Below are 20007 nucleotides of genomic sequence, written 5' to 3' on the forward strand. Positions count from 1 at the left end.
TGCGGGCCATTCCGGACTATCTGCCCGCCGCCTGTGTCGACTCCATTCTGCACCCGTAGCCAGTATTTTGCTCGGCGCCGAGGATTTCCATACCATCCTTACCGGTCCGTATTAATGCGGTTGAACGCGATAACGCTCCCGCGCTTCCAGCATCGGACAGCGGGCGCGCGCGTGGTAGCTGTTGTCCGTTGCCCGATCGGGTGGCAACGGACAACTCGCCGATCAGCGCTTCGTCAACGCTGCCATCAGGGCAGGCTGGATGTCATGGGAGCCGGGGTGGCCACGGAAGCGAGTAATTGTGCGTGCGAAGTCGCGCAGATCGGTGCGGATTGTCGCGGAATCGACCGAGCACACCACATCGAGCAATGGTCCGATGAGCTCGCTCGCCCGATCCGGCTCCCCCAGTGCGGCGTGTACGAGTGCGCGGCGGGTGCCGAATCGGGCGTTGTCGCGGTCCGAGGGCAGCGGCCGCGACATCGCCCGCTCGAAGAGCGCGGCGGCGGCGGGGAGGTTGCCCAGATCGTATTGGCACCACGCCTCGATGAGCAGGGGTCTGCCGTGCAGGGCCGACGGACCGAGGTGGGCCTCGCCTTCAGACCGCTGCACCTGCTCGTACAGGCTCGCGGCGGTGTCCAGTGCGCGCATCGCACCGGCGTGGTCCATCCCGATCGCGTATCCCTGCGCCGCGCCCAGTGCGGCCAGCCAGCGAATGCGGGGATGGATGGCATCGTCGGCCAGGACCTGCTCGGTGGGCCCGGTCGTCGCGGAGGAGTCGCCACGGTAGAGACTCACTACCGCTCTGCGGATGAGCGCGTAGCTCGCCATGTGGTCGTCCTCGGCCGCCGAGGCCAGTGTCACCGCGCGGTCGGTCCACCACAGCGCCCCCCGGTCGTCGCCGCATTCCTGGGCCATCCACCCGGTGAACTCGGCGGTGCGGGCGGCGTGGCGGAGCAGCCGCCGCCGATCCCGGCCCGCGCTTTGCCCGGCCGAGGAAACCGCGACGTGTGCTTGGGCGATCGCCACGGGCAGTACAAGGGAGGGGCTACTGGTGCGACCGAGTCGTTTCGTCTCCTCGAACATCGCGGCCAAACCGGGCAGCGTGTCGGCGGACCGACCGGCAGGTCGCGGCAGCTCGGTCACGGTCGGCGCGCCCGCTTCGCCGATCTCGAACGCCCCCGACCCATCGGAGTACAGCCGCAGATTCCACTGTGGGTGTGTGTAATCGGTTGCGGCGGGAATGTTTTCGCGCTCCGACTGAGTGATCGTCGTGGCCAGCGCATGCAACTCGCCCTCGGCGGACAGGACCGCATCGCACTTGCGCGCCAGTTGCGCGGACGGCGACTTGTGCCCGTTCTCCACTTTGCTCAGATGGCTGCGGCTGTAGTGCACGAGCGCGGCGAACTCACCGAGGCTCAGCCCCTGCCGGATTCGGCGTCGGCGCAGCTCGCTGCCGAACTCAGCTCGTGTCATGATCTTCCCTGGACCACTGTCTGCGCCCGCAGAATCTCCTGCGTGACCTGCCGAGGACGCCAACAGCAACCCTTCGGTTTCCGCGAGTCTACCGCCGAATACGGGCGGCGGCAGCGAAACATATCGTCGGCCGGTGTCCCGCGCTTGGCTGAATGCCCCTGTGTGAGAAAGAGATCGACACCGATGAATACCGAATACCGAGTCAAGCATCTCGAGATGTTGCAATCGATCATCACACGACTGAGTCAGCAGTCTTTCACCGTGCGTGGATGGTCGGTGACCCTCGTCTCGGTGATTTTCGCACTGCTGGGCGCGCAGTCCCAGCAGCGATCAGCAGTGATACTGCTGGCGCTGGCACCGACTTGGATCTTCTGGGGTCTGGATGGGTACTATCTGGGCCTGGAACGCCGCTATCGCCGCCTCTTCGCCGCTGTGGCAGCGCAGTTGCAGCTTCCGTCGACCTCAGGGCCGCAGCCGTTCGACATGATTACCGACTCCGCCCATCCTGTTCGCGACCTCCTTCGCGCTGCGCTTGCGCCGAGCGTGGCAGCCATTCCCGCCGTACTCACCGCGGTGATCCTGGGCTACTGGGCGTTCGTCGTCATGACGAGTTGACCAGCGGGAACCAACTGCGTGGGGCGCGCCGTGTCCGCCCGAGTTATGCCCTGCGCAAGGCGAACATGCGCAGGTCGCGGGTGGTGCGGTCGCGGTAGGCGGCGTAGGCGCCGGTGATGTCGACGAAGCGGGCGAAGACCGCGTCTTTGTCCGCTTCGGGGACCGGGGTGGCGATCACCGGGATGCGCTCGCCCGCGATGGCGACGGTGGCCGAAGGGTCGGCGAGGAGGTTGGCGGTCCAGGCGGGGTGGTTGGCCTGGCCGAAGTTGGACCCCACCACGTAGAGCGTGTCGCCGTCGTGGACGTAGAGCAGCGGCTGGGTGCGCGCGACGCCGGATTTGCGGCCGGTGGTGGTGAGCAGGACCACCGGCGCGCCGATGGGGCCGAGGACGGTGTACTTGGCGTCGGTGCGTTCGAGGACGGCCCGGTCGAGCGGGGTGAGCGTGCGGATCAGCCAGGAACCCGGCTTGGTCGCGGCGAAACGGTTTGCTGCGCGAGACAGGGCATTGGTGCGCGACCCCCACTGCCGATCCGGGAACTGCGATGTCATGAACCGGACTATAACGGCACCGATCGGACCACACCGACCCCCCGAATCGCCGACGATTAACTAAGCTCGCTGACATGGTCGAACATGCGCCGTCCACCGTGTACATCGCCTCACCCGAGGGTGACACCGGAAAATCCACGGTGGCATTGGGGGTGCTCGGCATGCTGTGCGCCACCACCGCCCGCGTCGGCGTGTTCCGCCCGATCACCCGCTCCGCAGACGAGCCCGACTACATCCTCGAACTGCTGCTCGAGCACAGCACCGCCGACATCAGCTACGAGCAGGCCGTCGGCGTCACCTACGAGGACGTGCACCGCGACCCCACCGCCGCGATCAGCGACATCGTGATGCGGTTCCACGACGTCGCCAAGGCGTGCGACGCGGTGGTGATCGTCGGCAGCGACTACACCGACGTCGCCAGCCCGAGCGAGCTGCGCTTCAACGCCCGCATCGCGGTGAACCTGGGCGCGCCGGTCCTGCTGGTGGTGCGCGGCGCCGACCGCACGCCCGCCGAGGTCAAACAGCTCGTCGAGTTATGTGCCTCCGAGCTGGCCACCGAACACGCCCACCTGGTCGCGATCGTGGCCAACCGCTGCGCCCCCGACGAACTCGACGAAATCGCCGCCGCCCTGGCCGGTTTCGACGTGCCGTCCTGGACGCTGCCCGAGGTACCGCTGCTGATGGCGCCGACCATGGCGGAGTTGTGCGAGTCGATCGACGGCGAAATCTACAGTGGCGACCCGGAATTGCTGCAGCGTGAGGCGTTGCGCATCATGGTCGGCGGCATGACCGCCGAACACATTCTGGAGCGTCTGTCCGACGGTGTGGTGGTGATCGCGCCGGGCGACCGTTCCGACGTGCTGCTGAGTCTGGTGAATGCCCATGAGGCAGAAGGATTTCCGTCGCTGGCGGGCGTCATCATGAACGGTGGCCTCCGCCCGCATCCGGCGATCGCACGGCTGATGGAGGGCCTGCACCCCCGGCTGCCGATCCTGGCCACCGAGCTCGGCACCTACGACACCGCCAGCGCCGTGCACGGCACCCGCGGCCGGATGTGGGCGGGCAGCCCCGGCAAGGTGGACACCGCGCTCGCGCTGATGGAACAGCGGGTCGACGCACCGGAACTGCTGCGCCGCATCCAAGTTCCGTCCTCGACGGTCGTGACGCCGCAGATGTTCGAATACCGGCTGATCGAACGCGCCCGCTCCGACCGCAAACGCATCGTGCTCCCCGAGGGCGACGACGACCGCATTCTGCGCGCCGCCGGTCGGGTGCTGCAGCGCAAGATCGCCGACCTCACGATCCTCGGCGACGAGCCCGCCCTGCGTGCGCGTGCCTCCGAGCTCGGCGTCGACATCACCGATGCCCAGATCCTCGACCCACGCACCTCCGGCTACCTCGACGAATTCGCCGCCGAGTACACCGAATTGCGCAAGCACAAGGGCATGACGCTCGAGCGCGCACGCGAAACCATGGCCGACATCTCGTATTTCGGCACCATGATGGTCTACAAGGGGATCGCCGACGGCATGGTCTCCGGCGCCGCGCACACCACCGCGCACACGATCCGGCCCTCGTTCGAGATCATCAAGACGGTGCCCGGTGTCTCGACGGTGTCGAGTGTGTTCCTGATGTGTCTGGCGGATCGTGTTCTCGCCTATGGCGATTGCGCGGTGGTGCCCGATCCGAGCTCGGAGCAGCTGGCCGATATCGCGGTGTCCTCGGCGGGCACGGCGGCCCGGTTCGGGATCGAACCGAGGGTGGCGATGCTGTCGTACTCGACGGGCGCGTCCGGTACCGGCGCCGATGTCGACAAGGTGCGCGCGGCCACCGAACTCGTGCGGGAACGGGCGCCGGAACTGCCGGTGGAGGGGCCGATCCAATACGACGCGGCGATCGAGCCCGCCGTCGCCAGCGCCAAGCTGCCCGATTCCGAAGTAGCCGGTAAGGCAACGGTTTTCGTCTTCCCCGACCTCAATACCGGCAACAACACCTACAAGGCGGTGCAGCGCAGTGCGGGCGCGGTCGCGATCGGTCCGGTGCTGCAGGGTCTGCGTAAGCCGGTGAACGACCTTTCGCGTGGCGCGCTGGTCGCCGACATCGTCAACACGGTGGCGATCACCGCCATCCAGGCGCAGGGAGATGTCAAGTGAGTGACCTCGTCCTGGTGCTGAACAGCGGCTCTTCGTCGATCAAATATCAACTGCTGCACGCCGTCTCGGGGCAGGTGCTGGCCTCCGGGCTGGTCGAGAAGATCGGTGAGGCGCACGGCGGGCGGATCGTGCACGAGGCGGGACCCGCCAAGCTCGAGTACGACGGCGCGATCCCCGATCACAAGGCAGGCCTGGCGCGCGCGTTCGAGATGTTCCGCGAGACCGGCCTCGACCTCACCACGATCGGGATCGGCGCGGTCGGGCACCGGGTGGTGCACGGCGGCGAGGTGTTCTGGGAACCGACCCTGATCACCGACGAGGTCGTGGCCGCGATCGACGAACTGTCGGTGCTCGCGCCGCTGCACAACCCCGCCAATGTGGTCGGCATCGAGTCGACCCGCGAACTGCTGCCCGGCATTCCCGAGGTCGCGGTCTTCGACACGGCGTTCTTCCACACCATGCCCGACGCCGCCAGGACCTACGCGATCGACGCGAAACTCGCTGCAGCCCACGGCATTCGAAAGTATGGCTTCCACGGCACCTCGCACCAGTACGTGTCGGAGAAGGCCGCGGAATACCTGGGCAAGCCCACCGAGGAGCTGAACCAGATCGTCTTCCACCTGGGCAACGGTGCATCCGCGTCGTCGATCCAGGCAGGCACCGCGATCGACACCACCATGGGCATGACCCCGCTGGAAGGTCTCGTGATGGGGACAAGGCCCGGCGATCTCGACCCCGGTGTCATGCCGTATCTCATGCGGGCGGCCGAGCTGGACGTGAGCCAGGTCGAGCAACTGCTCAACCGCAGCTCCGGGATCAAGGGCATGTGCGGGGTCAACGACTTCCGTGAACTGCAGAAGCTCATCGACGGCGGCGACACCCAGGCCAAGCTCGCCTACGACGTCTACATCCACCGCCTGCGCCGCTACCTCGGCGCCTACCTGGTGGAACTCGGCACCGTCGACACCATCGTGTTCACCGCGGGCGTGGGGGAGAACAGCCCGGCCGTGCGCGCCGACGCGCTGGCGGGGCTGCAGAACCTCGGCATCGAGATCGACCCGGCCCGCAACGAGACCCGAACCCCCGGCATCCGCCCCATCTCCCCGGATTTCGCCCCGGTGACGGTGCTGGTGGTCCCCACCAACGAGGAACTGGCCATCGCGCGCGCGGCACACGAGCTGGTCGGCAGCTGAGGCCCAGCGGCGCCAGCCGCCAAAAATTCAGAACCAGGACTTCGGGCGTAGGGAGTTGGCCAGGTCGACGAGGGCGTAGCGGTGGTCCCGGTCCGGCGCGTTGCGGGCGAGAGCACGCAGGCCGGATTCGGTACCGTCGCGTAGTTCGCGCTCGGTGAAGGTGCGGCCGAACAGCTTGGCGTCCTTGCGTTTCGGGGTGTTCCCCGCCTGCAACCACGCCAACGCGGTGCCCTGGACCAGGGTGCGCATGAGGGTGGTGCGGTGCTCGCCCGGGGCGATGGACTGGGCGCGCGAGGCGGCCAGCCGCAGAACCTGTTCGTCGAGGTCGGCGACAGGGGAACTGGTGAGCAGCAACAGGATTGCCGTGGTCTGGGCGGTGGTGAAGTGGCGTGAGGCGGCGGGTACGTCGTCGAGCGCGTGGACGGCTTCGCCGACGCGCCCTGCCACCGCCAACTGCCGGGCCAGGCCGAATGCCGCGCTCACGACGGCGCGGTCGGTGCGCCAGACGGTGTCGTAATAGCGTTCGGCGAAGCTGCGCCACTGTTCCGGTGCGGCGGAATCCCAGTGCTGCAGAATGAGTTCCGCGGTCGCGGCGAGCGCCAGCTTGGGGGCGATCTCACCCGGCAGGACCCGCAGCACCTCCTCGAACGCGGCGAAGGCGGCTTCGTAGTCGAGTTCCAACAGGTAGGCCTGGCCTCTGAACCAGTCAGTGCGCCAATCGGAATCGCTGGGAACCCGGTCCAACATATGCAGAACCGCCGCCGATTCGCCCAGTTCCAGCCGGGCCCGCGCCTCGGCGAAAAGCAGTTCGCCCGCGAGGGTTTCGGGCGCGTTGTCGGGGTCGGCTTCGGCCCGTTCGCGGGCATCGTGCAGGGCCTCGAGCACGCGCTCCGGCTCCGGGTTGGTGGTCGCGGCCAGCAGCGGCGCCGACGGATCGGCCGGGTCGATCAATGGGATGGGCAGGGCCGCAACCACATCGCGGGAGTCGAGCAGGGGAGAGCGACCGATGCCGTCGAGGTAGGCATCGGTCTGGCTGATCAGTTCCTCGGTCCCGAAGCTGGTGCGCTGTGGGCTGAACACTGTGGACAGCTGGGGATGTTCGGTGCCGGTGTCGTAGGCGAGGATCTCGCGCAGCACCCCGGCCAGCTGCGCCATCATCGCGCGCGCCGACGGAAAACGCTGTGCCGGATCAGGATCGGTGGCGGTGAGCAGGAAGCGGTGGAAGAACTCGTAGCGCGCCAGCAGCGGTTCGTCGGCCGGGTCGGGGATGCCGTCGAGGTAGCGGCCGTGTTCGCTGGGCAGTGCCAGCGTGAGTGCGGCGAGGGTGCGGCCGACGGTGTAGACGTCGGAGGCCGGCGTCGGCCCGGTGCGGGCAATCTCGGGTGCCTGGAACCCCTTGGTGCCGTAGAGGTTTCCGTATGCGTCGATGGTGGCGACCGCGCCGAGGTCGATCAGCTTCACCTGGTCCTCGGTGACCATCACATTGTCGGGCTTGAGGTCGTTGTAGGTGAGGCCGATCGAATGCAGATATTCCAGTGCGGGAAGGATTTCCAGCACATACGCGATCGCCTCGGCCAGCGGCATCTGCTCGCCACGCGGCTTGGCGTCGAGGATGTCACGCAGCGAATGCCCGCCCACGTACTCCATCACGATGTAGCCGATGGACCCGTCACCGGCGGTGTGCTCGACGAAGTTGTGGATCTTGACGATGCTCGGATGCGCCACCTCGGCCAGGAACTGCCGCTCGGCCACCGCCACGGCCTGCGCCTCGGCATCACCGGCGTGCAGCAACCCCTTGAGCACCACCCACCGATCACTCACATTGCGGTCGATGGCCAGGTAGATCCACCCGAGCCCGCCGTGCGCGATACAACCCTGGATCTCGTATTGCCCGGCGACCATATCGCCCTCGTGCAACGACGGCCGGAAATCGTAAGCGGCCCCACAGGTTTCGCATTCACCAGCGGTCGACGCGGCCCGCGCGGGCGTCGAACGCCCGACCGGATTGCTACAGCGCCAACAGAACCGCCGCCCCTCCGACACCATCGGATCGGCCAATACCGCATCCCGCGGATCAGCCGGCGTCACGGTCGGAATCGGCACCAGCCCCGCCCCCAGCCTGCGGGTAGGACGCGACCGCGCCGTCCGCACACTGCGCCCCGACCGCGAGGTACTCACCCCGGTCTCCGGCGCGGAAGGCCACGGTTCGGAACTCACCCGCGCCCCGCGCACCGCAGCCTCGGTAGCCGCATGCGGTTCGTTCACCGGAACCCGTTGCGCCGCTTCGGTCGGTGCGTACGCCTCGGGCGCAGGACGACTCGCTCGCTGTGTGGCGAGCAGATCGTCCGCCGAAAGGTCTGACGGAACCTCGCCCGAGCGCTGGACCTCGGCTTCCTCGGTGCGCGACGTGGCATCGGTCGCCGGGGTGTGGTCGCGGCTGCTCTCCTGCTTGCGAGCGAATTCCGCAGCCGCCTCGGCGGTGAGTTTCGGCAGCGGGCGCGTTTCGTCGTCTTCGGGCAGCGTCCACCCACCGGGCAGCGTGCCGGACCGATGACGCTGGGTCAGCTGGGTGGGCTCGCGCCGTTCGGTGTCGTCCGACGGTGCGGCGATGGGCACCGAATCATGTTGCCCTGATTCATTATTGGTGGGGGTGGTGCTCATGGCCGTCAGTCCTGGTACTTCGGGGCGGGTGGACTCGGCGTCTCGCCGAGGGTCGCGAGCCAGCGGCGGTGGATGCGGGTCCAGGTGCCGTCGTTGCGGATGCGGTCCAGGGTGGAGTTCACGAAACGCACCAGGTCGTCGTCGCCCTTGGGGATGCCGATGCCGTACGGCTCGGCACTGATGCTGCCCCCCACCACCTCGGTGTAGGGGTCCTGGGCGGCGAGGCCTGCGAGGATCGAGTCGTCGGTGCTCACCGCGTCGACCTGGCGTTGTTGCAGCACCACCAGGCAATCGGCCCAGGTCGGCACCGTCAGGATGGTGGCGGCCGGTTGGTCGCGGCGGATGTGATCGAGCGAGGTGGTGCCGCGCACCACGCACACCCGCTTGCCCGCCAGATCGGCGAGCCCGTTGATGCCGGAATCCTTCACCGCCAGCACCCGCTGATCGGCCCGCAGGTACACCGTCGAGAACGCCACCCGCTGACGTCGCTCGCAGGTGATGGTCATCGTCTTCGCGATCAGGTCGACGGTGTGATCCTGCAGCGCGCGCTCGCGCTCTTCCGAAGCGAGACTGCGATATTCGATCAGATCGGGATTGCCGAGCAGGTCGCGGGCGATCTCGCGGGCGATGTCGGCGTCGAAGCCGACGATGCGCCCGGACAGCGGGTCACGGAAGCTGAACAGATTGCTGCCCGCGTCGAGACCGACCACCAGCCTGCCGCGCGCGCGAATCGCATCGATCGTCGGGCCGGGGGCGGTACTGGGTCGCAGACTCGCGGTCGGATCGCCACACTGTTCGCCCCCCGTGGCGGGCACGGGAGTATCGGTGCCGATCGGAATTGCCTTGGCGGGCAACGGCGGTTCGGAATAGACGCCGCGCTCGTCGGGCGCCGGTGTGCTGTCGGAACAGCCCGCGAGCACCCCGACCAGCATCAGCGCCGCGAGGGCGCGCCCGCGCCTCACCGGTACTCCCGCAGCCGCGGCCACAACCCGAGCGCCACACACGCCGCCGCCGCGATCCCGAGCACGAACGCGCCGGGCGCCAGGAACGACAGCACATCGATCGCTTGGGAAACCTTGTCGCGCAAGGTCGCTCGCGTAGCGGCGCCCGCCTTGTCCAGCGCCCGGTCGAGCGCGTCGACCTGAGCGGCCGAGTCCGCGGCGCTCGGACCCGTCGCCACCGCGGCCGCGCCCATGAAATCGCCACGCTCGAGGACGCTGTTCATCCGCTCGTGCGCGGACTTCCAGCGGGTCAGCGCGGCCTGCGCGTGCGCCACTTCGTCGCGAGCGGGCGCGTTGCTCGGATATCCGGCGAGGAGTTCGTCGAGCCGGGCGGTGTTCGTGTCGAAAGTGCGGTCGTAGTCGCCGGTCGCGTCGCGGCGAACCAGCTTCACCATTTCGGCGGATCTGGCCTGCTGCACCAGGATTCGGCTCTCGGCCAACCGCGCCGACGGCACCGCGCCGTCGTCGCGGCAGCGAATCATCGCCACCGCCGAGACCGAACCGGCGGCCACCGTCCACAGCAGCGTCAGCGTCAGCGCACCGGTGCCGAGCAGCAAACCCATATTGAAGAACCGGCGTGAACGCCGAGCCAGCTCCACCTGCACCCAGACCAGCGCGCCCAACGCCACCACCAGCAGCACGATCGCCGTCCACGGCGGTTGCACGTGCCGGTACTGCGCCGCGGTGACCGCGTCGAAGCGGTGATCCTCGAGTTCCTCGGCCATCGGCAGCAGGGTCGTCTGCATCTGATGCGAGGCCTCGCTCAGATACGCGGCGCCGACGGGATATCCGTTGCGGTTGTTCACCCGCGCGGTCTCGATCAGCCCGGAGTAGACGGGCAGACCGGTCGCGATGCCGGTGCGCAGGCGACGATCGGCGCCCGACGGGTCCGCCGCCTCTTCGTCGGAGATATGCCCGGCCTGGGTCACCAACTCGGCGGCGGCTTCCCCGATGGCCTGGGTATAGCGGTCACGCACCGCCTTCGGTTCGATGCCGCCCGCGATGAACGCGGTGCCCGCCGCCGCGTCGGCGATCGAGAGCGAGGTGTAGAGGTGGTTGGCCGAGTGCGCGTCGGGTTCGGTGTCGTCGAGCAGTACGCCGAGAGCTTGCTGGCGCTCGCTCACGGTCGAAGAAGTCACCGCGCCCGCGGTCACGCAGAGCACCATCAGGACCAGTCCGGCGGCGACCAGGCGCCCAGGCGAAGACTGCGCGAACCCACGTAGCCGGGCCGGATGGAACTGCGCGCGCAACGCTCTGACGTCGGGTGCGGGTGGACGGTCGATCGGCGTAGCCGGTCGGCGAAGCGGCGCCCAGCGCGGTGTCACCGGCGCGGCCGCAGCCGTCTCGGGGGCCACCGTACCCGCCCCGGCCTGCGCGGACGGGCGCACACGAACGGCCGCCACCTCCGTCGAGGCATTGCGATTCCCCGGTTCGACCATCGTTCACCTCCCGCCGCTGTCCGTGCACCACTGCTGGTGCGGAGTTTATTGTTGTCCTACGGGTAGCGCAGCCCCTCACACACCCCCGCAGCGGTTGCTGTTCGGCTGCTCGGGGAAAGAGTATGGGATGCGCGGCGACGGAGACGGCTGGTACAAGAGCCTCGACGGGATCAAGCACTGGGGCAAGTTCGGTGCGGCGGGTCTGCTGCTGCGTGCGCCGTTACCCGACGGCGGGTCGGCCGTGCTGTTGCAGCACCGGGCGCCGTGGAGCCATCAGGGCGGGACCTGGGCGTTGCCCGGTGGGGCGCGGGATTCGCACGAGTCACCCGAGCACGCCGCCGTCCGCGAGGCCGAGGAGGAAGCGGGCATCACCGCCGCCGACCTGCGCGTGCGCGCCGAACGCCTGACCATGACCGCCGCGAGCGGCTGGACCTACATCACCGTCATCGCCGACGCCGACAAACCACTACCAACGGTCGCCAACCGCGAAAGCACCGAACTGGCCTGGGTCCCCGAAGACGAGGTCGCCGGCCTACCGCTACACCCCGGCTTCGCGACCGCCTGGGTCGAACTGCGCGCGGTGCCGTTGCGGGTGCTCACCTCCGACCACCTCGCGGACGCACTTCCCCGCACAGTCGAACTGCCCGACCTGAGCTTTTACTGGCTGCACGCCCACCCCGGCGGTCCCGGTCGTGACATCGACTTGGACGCTGTCGACGGACCCACTGTCCTCGCGCGCCTGCAGCGGTAGATTCATGCCGTGCGTGGGTTTGACATCGATGGCCATCAGGTGACATTCGAGCTGGGCGACAAGGGATTTCGAGTGCTGGTCGACGGTGCGGTGATCCCGGTGACTTGGGAGCTGCAGGACCACCACACCACCAACGTCAGGACCTACGAAGAGGTTCTGAAGGCTCGTCATCCGGTGGACTGGATTCCGTTCGGGCACTCGCGTAAGGCGGGGGAACCGTCGATTTACCCGGAGCGCCGCGCGGCGTATATCCGTTTCGACATCCCCACCACGTACGTCTACAACACCGCCTTCTGGGCGTCGGAGAGCGTCTGGATCAGCTTCGCGCCCGATTTCGGCAGCGCCGAGGTCACCACGACGAAGTCCGTCGACTCGTCGACGTGACGGCGCTCAGTTCGCGGCGAGCAGTGCCTGCTTGAGCTCGCGGGCTGCGGCCTCGGGGTCAGCGGCCTCGGTGATCGCTCGCACCACCACGACGCGGCGGGCGCCGGCGCCCAAAACCTCCGGCAGTCGCGGCAGGTCGACGCCGCCGATGGCGAACCACGGCAGGGTCGGGTGAGAGTCGGCGGTGGAGCGGACGAAGTCGACGCCCGCGGCTTGGCGGCCGGGTTTGGTGGGGGTGGTCCAGATCGGGCCGGTGCAGAAGTAGTCGAGGTGGCCGTCGATCGCGGCCAGGCCTGCCTGGTTGCGGTTGTGGGTGGAGCGGCCGATCACCACATCCGGGCCGACGACGCGGCGCGCGTACGCGGGCGGCAGGTCACCCTGCCCGAGGTGCAGCACATCGGCACCGGCGGCCAACGCGATATCGGCGCGGTCGTTCACCGCGAGCAGGGCGCCGTGGCGGCGGGTCGCGGCTTTGATCTCGGCGAGCGCACCCAGTTCGGCCTTCGCCTCGAGCGGCCCGAATTCGGCCTCGCCCGGCGACCCCTTGTCCCGTAGTTGCACGATGTCGACCCCGCCCGCGAGTGCCGCGTCGACGAAGCGGGCCAGATCGCCCTTCTCCCGGCGCGCATCGGTGCACAGATACAACAGCGCACTCGACAGGCGCTCCCTGGGCGGGACGGAACGGTTCGGCTGGGAGGGCTGCACGCTGACGACGGTAGTCGCGCTACCGTGGAGACGCGAGTATCGAGGCGTCAGCCGTGGTAGTTCAGCGCCGAGAACCGCGGCACCAGCCGCACGAAAACACAGTGAGGAACGTGATGCGCACTCTGGCGGTCGTTGGCGGCGGCGCCATCGGGCTTGCCGTCGCGTGGCGTGCTGCCGAGGCCGGCTGGACGGTCACGATCTACGACCCCGAACCGGCGCGGGGCGCCTCCTATGTGGCCGGTGGGATGCTCGCGCCGCTGTCGGAGGGCTGGCCCGGCGAAGACCGCGTGCTCGCCTTCGGTTCGGCCGCGCTCGACGAGTGGCCAGCCTTCGCCGCGAGCTTGCAGAAGATCTCCGGCGAGACCATGTTCGTGGCCGACGAGACCCTGACTGTCGCCCTCGACGGTGCCGACGCCGCGGATCTGCGCACCGTCTCGGACTGGCTGGCCGGTTTCGGCCACGACCTGCGCGTGCTCGACCGCGCGGGAGTCCGCGCACTGGAACCGGCACTAGCGCGCACTGTTCGTGCAGGGCTACACGCGAAAACCGAGCCGGCCATCGACAACCGCCGCGTGCTGAAGGCATTGCAACAGGCGTGTGCGGGCATCGAAATTCGCACGGAAACTGTTGTCGCACTGGATGATCTACCCCACGACCGCATCGTCCTCGCGGCGGGCGCTCGTTCCGCCGAGCTTTGGCCCGGTCTCCCGGTACGCCCGGTGAAGGGTGAAATCCTCCGGCTGCGGCGCAGGCCAGGCGTCAGTCCGCCACCGACCAGGGTGATCCGTGCCCGAGTTCACGGCCAACAGGTGTACCTCGTTCCCCGCGAAGACGGAATCGTCGTCGGCGCAACACAATACGAGGCGGGCTTCGATACCACCGTCACAGTCGGCGGTGTCCGCGACCTGATCGCCGACGCCGAAACCATCCTGCCCGGCATCGCCGAATACGAACTGGCCGAAGCGAATGCGGGCTCACGCCCGGGAACCCCCGACAACCTCCCGCTGCTGGGCCACCTCGACGACCGCGTCGTCGCCGCCACCGGCCACGGCCGCAACGGCATGCTCACCCTCGCGCTCACCGCCTCGGTGATCCCCGCCCTGCTCGAAGGACATACCCCTGAGGTCGCTGAAGTAGCCGCACCCCAACGTTTTCCAGCACTGTCGCAAGGAGTAGTCCGATGACCATCCCGATCGGTGTCACCGTCAACGGTGTCGACCACGAGTTCCCCGAGCCGCTCAGCGTCCGCGAACTCCTCGCCGAGCTCGAATTGCCGTGCCAGGGTGTGGCATTGGCGGTCGACGGCGCGGTCTTCTCGAAGTCCCGCTGGGACGAACCGGTCGAGCGTGGCTGGACCATCGAGGTGCTCACGGCGGTCCAGGGTGGTTGAGCCGCTGCGGATCGCCGATCGTGAGTTCGGTTCACGCCTGATCATGGGCACCGGCGGCGCCGAGAACCTCGCCGTCCTCGAACAGGCCCTGATCGCCTCGGGCACCGAGCTCACCACGGTCGCGATGCGCCGCGTCGACGCAGCGGGTGGCACCGGCGTGCTCGACCTGCTGAAACGTCTCGACATCACCCTGCTGCCCAACACCGCAGGTTGTCGCACCGCCGCCGAAGCCGTGCTCACCGCCCAGCTGGCCCGTGAGGCCCTCGACACCAACTGGGTCAAACTCGAGGTGGTCGCCGACGACCGCACCCTCCTGCCCGACCCCTTCGAACTCCTCGACGCCGCCGAAAAGCTCGTCGACGACGGTTTCGTGGTCCTGCCCTACACCACCGACGACCCCATCCTGGCCCGTCGCCTCGAGGAGGCGGGCTGCGCCGCCGTCATGCCGCTCGGTTCCCCGATCGGCACCGGCCTCGGCATCGGCAACCCCCACAACATCGAGATGATCGTCGCCGCCGCGAAGGTCCCCGTCATCCTCGACGCGGGCATCGGCACCGCCAGCGACGCCGCCCTCGCCATGGAACTCGGCTGCTCGGCGGTCCTGCTCGCCACCGCCGTGACCAGGGCGAAAGACCCCGAACTCATGGCATCGGCCATGTCGGCCGCCGTCCGGTCCGGCTACCTGGCCAGACAGGCGGGCCGCATCCCCAAGCGCTTCTGGGCTCAGGCTTCTTCCCCATCCCGCTAAGGGTCGAAGGTCATCCTCGAGGATGACACGACTCGCTACTTCTCGGCGACGCGCGAACCGGGCTTTGTCGGGCAAGCTGGGGCGCATGATCGAGCTGAAGGGCCTGACGAAGCAATTCGGCCAGACCGTCGCGGTGCAGGACCTCACGTTCACCGTCAAACCAGGACTGGTGACCGGATTCCTCGGGCCCAACGGCGCTGGCAAATCGACCACCATGCGGATGATCCTCGGGCTGGACAAACCCACCTCGGGCACCGCGCTCATCAACGGCAAGCACTACCAGGAGCTCGAGCGCCCGCTGACGCAGGTCGGCGCGCTGCTCGACGCCAAGTGGGTGCATCCGAACCGTTCGGCGCGCGCCCACCTGGAGTGGCTGGCCGCGTCCAACGACATCCCGAAGGAGCGGGTCGAAGAGGTCTTGCGCCTCGTCGGCCTGTCCGAGGTGGCGAACAAGAACGCCGGCGGTTTCTCGCTCGGCATGTCCCAGCGCCTCGGCCTGGCAGGCGCGCTGCTCGGTGACCCGAAGGTGCTGCTGTTCGACGAGCCGGTCAACGGCCTCGACCCGGAGGGCATCCTGTGGATCCGCCGGTTCATGCAGCGCCTGGCCGCCGAAGGGCGCACGGTGCTCGTGTCGAGCCACCTGCTCTCGGAGATGGCCCAGACCGCCGAGCAGCTCATCGTGATCGGCCGTGGTCAGCTGATGTTCGACGGCTCCACCAAGGAGTTCATCGACCGCGCCTCCGAACAGTCGGTGCGCGTACGCAGCCCGCAACTCGATCAGCTGCGCAGCCTGCTCACCTCCCACGGCATGACCGTGAAGGAAGACGGCGACACCGCGCTGATCGTCGCGGGCGTCACCTCCGACGAGGTCGGCAAGGTGGCAGGAACCAACAACGTCACGCTCTACGAACTGGCACCGCAGCAGGCCTCGCTCGAGGAAGCGTTCATGCGGATGACCGGCGGCGCCGTGGAGTACCACGGTGAAAGCTTCGACCACCAGGTGATGGGAGGTGCGCTCTGATGGGCGTGCTCGCAGCGGAACGAATCAAACTCACCTCCACCCGTTCGCCCTGGTGGTGCTCGGTCGCGGTCATCGTGCTCGGCATCGGCTTCGCCGTGCTGATGGCGTTGGTCCTCAACGCCGACTCGGCCGGTAACTCGGCCGATGGCCCGCCGCCACTCACCCCGACCATGGCGGTCTCCGGTATCTCCGGTTTCGGTGTGATGGTCTTGATGATCATGGCCGCGTTGTCGGTGACCAGCGAATACCGCTTCGGCGTCATCCGCTCGAGTTTCCTCGCGGTGCCCAACCGATCCAAGGTGATCCTGTCCAAGACCGCGCTGGTCGGTGTCTACTCGGCCGTGCTCACCGGCGTTCTCGCCCTGCTCGCGTTCGCGATCGCCAAGGGAATCAGCGGTGATCGGGCGCCCGGCCTCGTCCTCGACGGGAACTGGCGCGCGATCTACGGCCTGCCGATCTACGCCGTCCTGTGCGTGATGCTCGCCGTCGCGGTCGGTGTGCTGGTGCGTCAGTCGGCCGCCGCGATCTCGCTGCTGATCCTGTGGCCCCTGCTGATCGAAACCTTGCTCGGCGCGTTCGGCAGCTTCGGCCGCACGGTCACCCCCTTCCTGCCCTTCGCGAACGTGAACCGCTTCCTGAGCGACCAACCTGTGGTGGGCGACTGGCACTGGGGCGTGTGGGGCAGCCTGATCTACTTCGCCGTCTTCGTGGCGATCGTGTTCGCCGGGGCGCTCGTCCTGGTCAACCGCCGCGACGCCTGACAAAGCTTGCCCTGGGTCGCCCTCGTAATGGCCCAGGGCGACCAGGGGCCGCGACCTTGTCGGGAGGCCGCGCCCCCACGAACCCCCGACGTCCGCTGCCCGGACGTCGGGGGTTCGTGTGTACATGGGTAACGTCGGCCGCCTTCATCGCCTCCACGCACCTGAGTCTGGCTATAAGTCTCGGGGAGGCGGATCGGCTAACCTTTGGCTGTGAGTGAAACGCCTTCTGGCGGGGTGAATCCGCGACACGACGCGGAGGCATTCATCCCGTTGGAGCCGATCGTGAGTGAGCCCGCCGAATCCGACATGAGTGCGCGCGCAGCCAGGAAGCGCGCCCAGATCTCCTCGAAGTTACAGGCCGCCAATCGTCGCGCCGATGTGATCGGCGCGCTGCGCAAGGCCCGTCAGCAGCTGCCGGGCGACCCCTCGTTCGGTGATCCGCTGTCGGTCACGGGCCCTGGCGGTGCGCGCGCGGTGGCGAGGGCGGCGGACAAGCTCGTCGGCGGCGCCCCCACCGCGGCAAGGGAAATCGGTTTCGGCGCCCTGCAGGTGTGGCAGGCCGGGCTCGAACGGATCGGCCGCGGACGTGGCACCGAGGAGGTGACCATCGTGTTCACCGACCTGGTCGGCTTCTCCGCCTGGGCACTCGCCGCCGGCGACGAACGCACCCTCGACCTGCTGCGCAAGGTCGCCAAGGCGATCGAGCCGCCGATCGTCGAGCGTGGCGGTCAGGTGGTCAAGCGAATGGGCGACGGTCTGATGGCGGTGTTCTCCTCGCCCGACCGCGCCGTGCGCGCCGCACTGGCAGCCCGCCGCAATCTCGGCGAAGTCGAGATCGACGGCTACACCCCCCGGATGCGAGTCGGCCTGCACACCGGTTCCCCTCGCGAGATCGGCGGCGACTGGCTCGGCGTCGACGTCAACATCGCCGCCCGCATGATGGAGGCAGGCGGCAACGGCAACATGATGCTGTCCAGCACCACCCTGTCCGCACTACGCCCGGAAACCCTCGACGACCTGGGCGTCACCGTCAAGCCCTACAAGCGCAACTTCTGGGCCGCCCCACTGAACGGCGTCCCCGAAGACGTCAGAATCTTCAAACTACACACGCCGAGCTGACCGCTTCGCCAGCCGATCCTGTTCCTTCCAGTACTCGCGGAAGGCCCGCTGCGTCGGCGTCGGCCTTGACGTCAGCGCCTGCCAGTTCGTCGCGCGCACGAAGTCGATGATCATCAACACCGGCAGGATGAACGCCGAGAAGAAGATCAGATAGCTGCCACCTTCGAACACGAACGCCAGGTACCCCGCGTACCCGAGGAACACGACGCCGAACACCGCATTGAGCCCCCGCGATAGCTCGCTGCGCCCGTTGTCGACGTTGGCCATGAGGATCATCGCGAGGCCGCTGACTGCGAGCAGGCCGACATACCAAGTGAACATGTCGGCAAGCCAACAGCTTTCGCCTTACCCCACCCTTGCGAAACCCTTGCTACTCGAGCCAGAGCCAGGCGCCGAGCCCCGCGAGGACGGCGGCGACGATCAACGCGATCGACATCGCCCGATTGTTCTTCCAGGTCGTGTACGCCCCGCCGAGCATGAACCCGGCGAGCGCGAAGAGCAGCACTGACAGCATGGTTGTGGATTCTCTGTCACGGCGTCGCGGAGCCCGCAGGCGGGCGGCCTAACCGGACTTCCGCGCCTTCGCGACGGAACGGAACACACCGGCCAGGTCGAAACGGGCGGAGATGCGCTCGAAGGTCCGTGGCGTCGCGGCCGCCAGCGCGACCACCGCGCGCGGCGCGCCTTTCATCACGATGACCTCGGCGCGATTGCGCTCGATCGCCCCGATGACCGCCGGGCCGATCGCCGCCGCGGGCGACTGCGGCATCAGCCGGGGAGCGCGGACGCCGAACTCCCGGGTCATGTCGTCGTACATCCCGGTGTCCGCCATGAAGCCTGGGCATACCGCACTCGCGCCGACACCCCAGCCCGCGTCCTCGGCGCTGAGCCGCAGTGAGCGCGTGAAGCCGACGAGGCCGAACTTGCTCGCGTTGTAGGGCTCCTCGTACGCCGACGGTAGAAGGCCGGCGATGGAGGCGATGTTGACGACGTGGCCGCGTCCCCGCTCGATCATGCCGGGGATGACCAACCTGGTCAGGATCATCGGTGCGGTCAGATTCACCGCAACCATCTGCGCCAGATCCTCGACCGAGGCTTCGGGGAAGTGCTGCGCACCCTCGAGGCCTGCGTTGTTCACCAAGATATCGACGCTGCCCAACTCGGCCTCGACGCGTGCCCACACCTCGGGCAGCGCCGCGGTGTCAGCCAGGTCTGCCGCGAAGGTCGACACTCGGACATCGGTCTCCTCCCGGAGTGTCCGCGCGACACCCTCCAGCGCGTCCGCCGACCGGGCGACCAGCGCCAGGTTCACGCCGCGTTCGGCGAGGGCTCGGGCGATGAGAACGCCCATGCCACGCGAGGCGCCGGTCACGAGCGCGGTGTCTGTCGGCCGTAGTTCCATACCTAATAGTGACAGATTGTTCACTAACTGCCAAGATGCGGTATGCCATCGTCTGAACCACGTCCGCGCAGGGGCCTGCCCGAAAACACCAGGGCACGCCTGATCCGGGCCACGGCGCAGACCTACAACGAGTTCGGGCTCGCCGACACCGACGTGCGTCGCATCGTGGCGAGCGCGGGATACGCCACCGGCACCTTCTACCGACACTTCAGCGACAAGCACGAAGCACTCCTCGCGGCGTGGGAGTGGTGGATCGAGGTCGAGTGGTCACCGGTCCTCGAGGCTGTTCGCCGGGAGGGCTCGGCGCGGGAGCGGGCCGAGCAGGTGGTGGATACGGCGGCCGGGATCCACCGGAAATGGCACGGCCTGCGAGTCGCGATGGCGGCGCACGCCCAGGTGAGTCCCGCCGCGATGGCGGCCTACCGCGCCGCGCAGCGTGGGCAGGCATCCATCCTGGGCGAGGTTCGCGAGGCGATCGGCGGAGCCGCACGGCCGCGGGAGGCCGACCTCCTCGTCGCGATGACGCTCGAGCGAATCCTCGATGCGAACGCCTCGGGTGAGCTGGACGCACTCGACATTCGATGGTCGGCGATGCGCGATCTGCTGGTCGCTCAGGTCACGACAGCGCTCGCCTAGCGGGATGC

Annotated in this window: 21 protein-coding genes; 12 read left to right on the forward strand and 9 right to left on the reverse strand. The window is 68.2% G+C overall.

Annotated features, from left to right (window positions below):
* Nucleotides 1–222: 222 nt before the first annotated feature.
* Nucleotides 223–1470, reverse strand: a complete 1248-nt coding sequence (locus ACFWUP_RS10105; protein ID WP_379232717.1) for a helix-turn-helix domain-containing protein — start codon at nt 1468–1470, stop codon at nt 223–225.
* Nucleotides 1471–1653: 183 nt separating this feature from the next.
* Here ACFWUP_RS10105 and ACFWUP_RS10110 point away from each other — a divergent pair, with 183 nt between their 5' ends.
* Nucleotides 1654–2085 (forward strand): hypothetical protein, encoded by a 432-nt coding sequence (locus tag ACFWUP_RS10110; protein ID WP_379232719.1) that lies wholly within the window; start codon nt 1654–1656, stop codon nt 2083–2085.
* Between the two features lie 43 nt (nt 2086–2128).
* Here ACFWUP_RS10110 and ACFWUP_RS10115 read toward each other — a convergent pair whose 3' ends face one another.
* A complete protein-coding gene (locus ACFWUP_RS10115) occupies nt 2129–2635 on the reverse strand; it encodes a nitroreductase family deazaflavin-dependent oxidoreductase (RefSeq protein WP_379232721.1) in 507 nt (168 codons plus the stop codon).
* A 74-nt stretch (nt 2636–2709) separates the two neighbouring features.
* Here ACFWUP_RS10115 and pta point away from each other — a divergent pair, with 74 nt between their 5' ends.
* Nucleotides 2710–4788: a phosphate acetyltransferase gene (gene pta / locus ACFWUP_RS10120; RefSeq protein WP_379232723.1), complete on the forward strand. Its 2079-nt coding sequence runs from the start codon at nt 2710–2712 to the stop codon at nt 4786–4788.
* Nucleotides 4785–5981, forward strand: a complete 1197-nt coding sequence (locus ACFWUP_RS10125) for an acetate kinase (RefSeq protein WP_379232724.1) — start codon at nt 4785–4787, stop codon at nt 5979–5981. The genes pta and ACFWUP_RS10125 overlap by 4 nt, the downstream gene beginning before the upstream one ends.
* A gap of 27 nt (nt 5982–6008) precedes the next feature.
* On the opposite strand, the gene ACFWUP_RS10130 is transcribed toward ACFWUP_RS10125, so the two are convergent.
* Genes ACFWUP_RS10130 through ACFWUP_RS10140 form a run of 3 tightly spaced genes read right to left on the reverse strand, consistent with a single transcriptional unit; the run spans nt 6009 to nt 11082 of the window.
* Nucleotides 6009–8642 (reverse strand): tetratricopeptide repeat protein, encoded by a 2634-nt coding sequence (locus ACFWUP_RS10130; RefSeq protein ID WP_379232726.1) that lies wholly within the window; start codon nt 8640–8642, stop codon nt 6009–6011.
* 5 nt (nt 8643–8647) lie between these two features.
* A complete protein-coding gene (locus ACFWUP_RS10135; protein WP_379232728.1) occupies nt 8648–9604 on the reverse strand; it encodes a glutamate ABC transporter substrate-binding protein in 957 nt (318 codons plus the stop codon).
* Nucleotides 9601–11082: a hypothetical protein gene (locus tag ACFWUP_RS10140; RefSeq protein WP_379232729.1), complete on the reverse strand. Its 1482-nt coding sequence runs from the start codon at nt 11080–11082 to the stop codon at nt 9601–9603. The genes ACFWUP_RS10135 and ACFWUP_RS10140 overlap by 4 nt, the downstream gene beginning before the upstream one ends.
* A 127-nt stretch (nt 11083–11209) precedes the next feature.
* Between ACFWUP_RS10140 and ACFWUP_RS10145 the strand changes: the two genes are divergently transcribed.
* A complete protein-coding gene (locus ACFWUP_RS10145; protein ID WP_379232731.1) occupies nt 11210–11833 on the forward strand; it encodes an NUDIX domain-containing protein in 624 nt (207 codons plus the stop codon).
* A 9-nt stretch (nt 11834–11842) separates the two neighbouring features.
* Nucleotides 11843–12217, forward strand: coding sequence for a hypothetical protein (locus tag ACFWUP_RS10150; RefSeq protein ID WP_379232733.1), 375 nt, complete (start codon nt 11843–11845; stop codon nt 12215–12217).
* 6 nt (nt 12218–12223) lie between these two features.
* Here the strand turns inward: ACFWUP_RS10150 and thiE are convergent, their stop codons facing one another.
* Nucleotides 12224–12922 (reverse strand): thiamine phosphate synthase, encoded by a 699-nt coding sequence (thiE, locus tag ACFWUP_RS10155; protein WP_379232735.1) that lies wholly within the window; start codon nt 12920–12922, stop codon nt 12224–12226.
* A gap of 113 nt (nt 12923–13035) precedes the next feature.
* Between thiE and thiO the strand changes: the two genes are divergently transcribed.
* The 6 genes from thiO to ACFWUP_RS10185 all read left to right on the forward strand — a co-directional run bounded on the left by thiO (nt 13036) and on the right by ACFWUP_RS10185 (nt 17961).
* On the forward strand, nt 13036–14106 hold the full coding sequence (gene thiO / locus ACFWUP_RS10160) for a glycine oxidase ThiO (RefSeq protein WP_379232883.1): 1071 nt from the start codon (nt 13036–13038) through the stop codon (nt 14104–14106).
* Nucleotides 14103–14312 carry a sulfur carrier protein ThiS gene (thiS, locus tag ACFWUP_RS10165; protein ID WP_379232736.1) on the forward strand — a complete coding sequence of 70 codons (210 nt, stop codon included), beginning with the start codon at nt 14103–14105 and terminating at the stop codon, nt 14310–14312. The genes thiO and thiS overlap by 4 nt, the downstream gene beginning before the upstream one ends.
* Nucleotides 14305–15060 carry a thiazole synthase gene (locus ACFWUP_RS10170; RefSeq protein ID WP_379232738.1) on the forward strand — a complete coding sequence of 252 codons (756 nt, stop codon included), beginning with the start codon at nt 14305–14307 and terminating at the stop codon, nt 15058–15060. Before thiS ends, ACFWUP_RS10170 begins: the two co-directional genes overlap by 8 nt.
* An 85-nt stretch (nt 15061–15145) precedes the next feature.
* On the forward strand, nt 15146–16081 hold the full coding sequence (locus tag ACFWUP_RS10175) for an ABC transporter ATP-binding protein (RefSeq protein WP_379232740.1): 936 nt from the start codon (nt 15146–15148) through the stop codon (nt 16079–16081).
* Nucleotides 16081–16842, forward strand: a complete 762-nt coding sequence (locus ACFWUP_RS10180) for an ABC transporter permease (protein WP_379232742.1) — start codon at nt 16081–16083, stop codon at nt 16840–16842. Before ACFWUP_RS10175 ends, ACFWUP_RS10180 begins: the two co-directional genes overlap by 1 nt.
* A gap of 306 nt (nt 16843–17148) precedes the next feature.
* Nucleotides 17149–17961 carry an adenylate/guanylate cyclase domain-containing protein gene (locus tag ACFWUP_RS10185; protein WP_379232885.1) on the forward strand — a complete coding sequence of 271 codons (813 nt, stop codon included), beginning with the start codon at nt 17149–17151 and terminating at the stop codon, nt 17959–17961.
* Here the strand turns inward: ACFWUP_RS10185 and ACFWUP_RS10190 are convergent.
* Genes ACFWUP_RS10190 through ACFWUP_RS10200 form a run of 3 tightly spaced genes read right to left on the reverse strand, consistent with a single transcriptional unit; the run spans nt 17944 to nt 19363 of the window.
* Complete coding sequence (locus ACFWUP_RS10190; protein ID WP_379232744.1) at nt 17944–18282, reverse strand: hypothetical protein; 339 nt, start codon at nt 18280–18282, stop codon at nt 17944–17946. The two genes, ACFWUP_RS10185 and ACFWUP_RS10190, sit on opposite strands and share 18 nt — an antisense overlap.
* 49 nt (nt 18283–18331) lie before the next feature.
* Nucleotides 18332–18475 carry a hypothetical protein gene (locus tag ACFWUP_RS10195; protein WP_379232746.1) on the reverse strand — a complete coding sequence of 48 codons (144 nt, stop codon included), beginning with the start codon at nt 18473–18475 and terminating at the stop codon, nt 18332–18334.
* 48 nt (nt 18476–18523) lie between these two features.
* Nucleotides 18524–19363 (reverse strand): SDR family NAD(P)-dependent oxidoreductase, encoded by an 840-nt coding sequence (locus ACFWUP_RS10200; RefSeq protein ID WP_379232747.1) that lies wholly within the window; start codon nt 19361–19363, stop codon nt 18524–18526.
* Between the two features lie 42 nt (nt 19364–19405).
* Here ACFWUP_RS10200 and ACFWUP_RS10205 point away from each other — a divergent pair, with 42 nt between their 5' ends.
* The gene (locus ACFWUP_RS10205) at nt 19406–19999 is read left to right on the forward strand and encodes a TetR/AcrR family transcriptional regulator (RefSeq protein ID WP_379232749.1); all 594 of its coding nucleotides are present in this window, start codon (nt 19406–19408) and stop codon (nt 19997–19999) included.
* Nucleotides 20000–20007: the final 8 nt, after the last annotated feature.

This window comes from Nocardia sp. NPDC058658, assembly GCF_042716665.1.
GTDB lineage: Bacteria > Actinomycetota > Actinomycetes > Mycobacteriales > Mycobacteriaceae > Nocardia.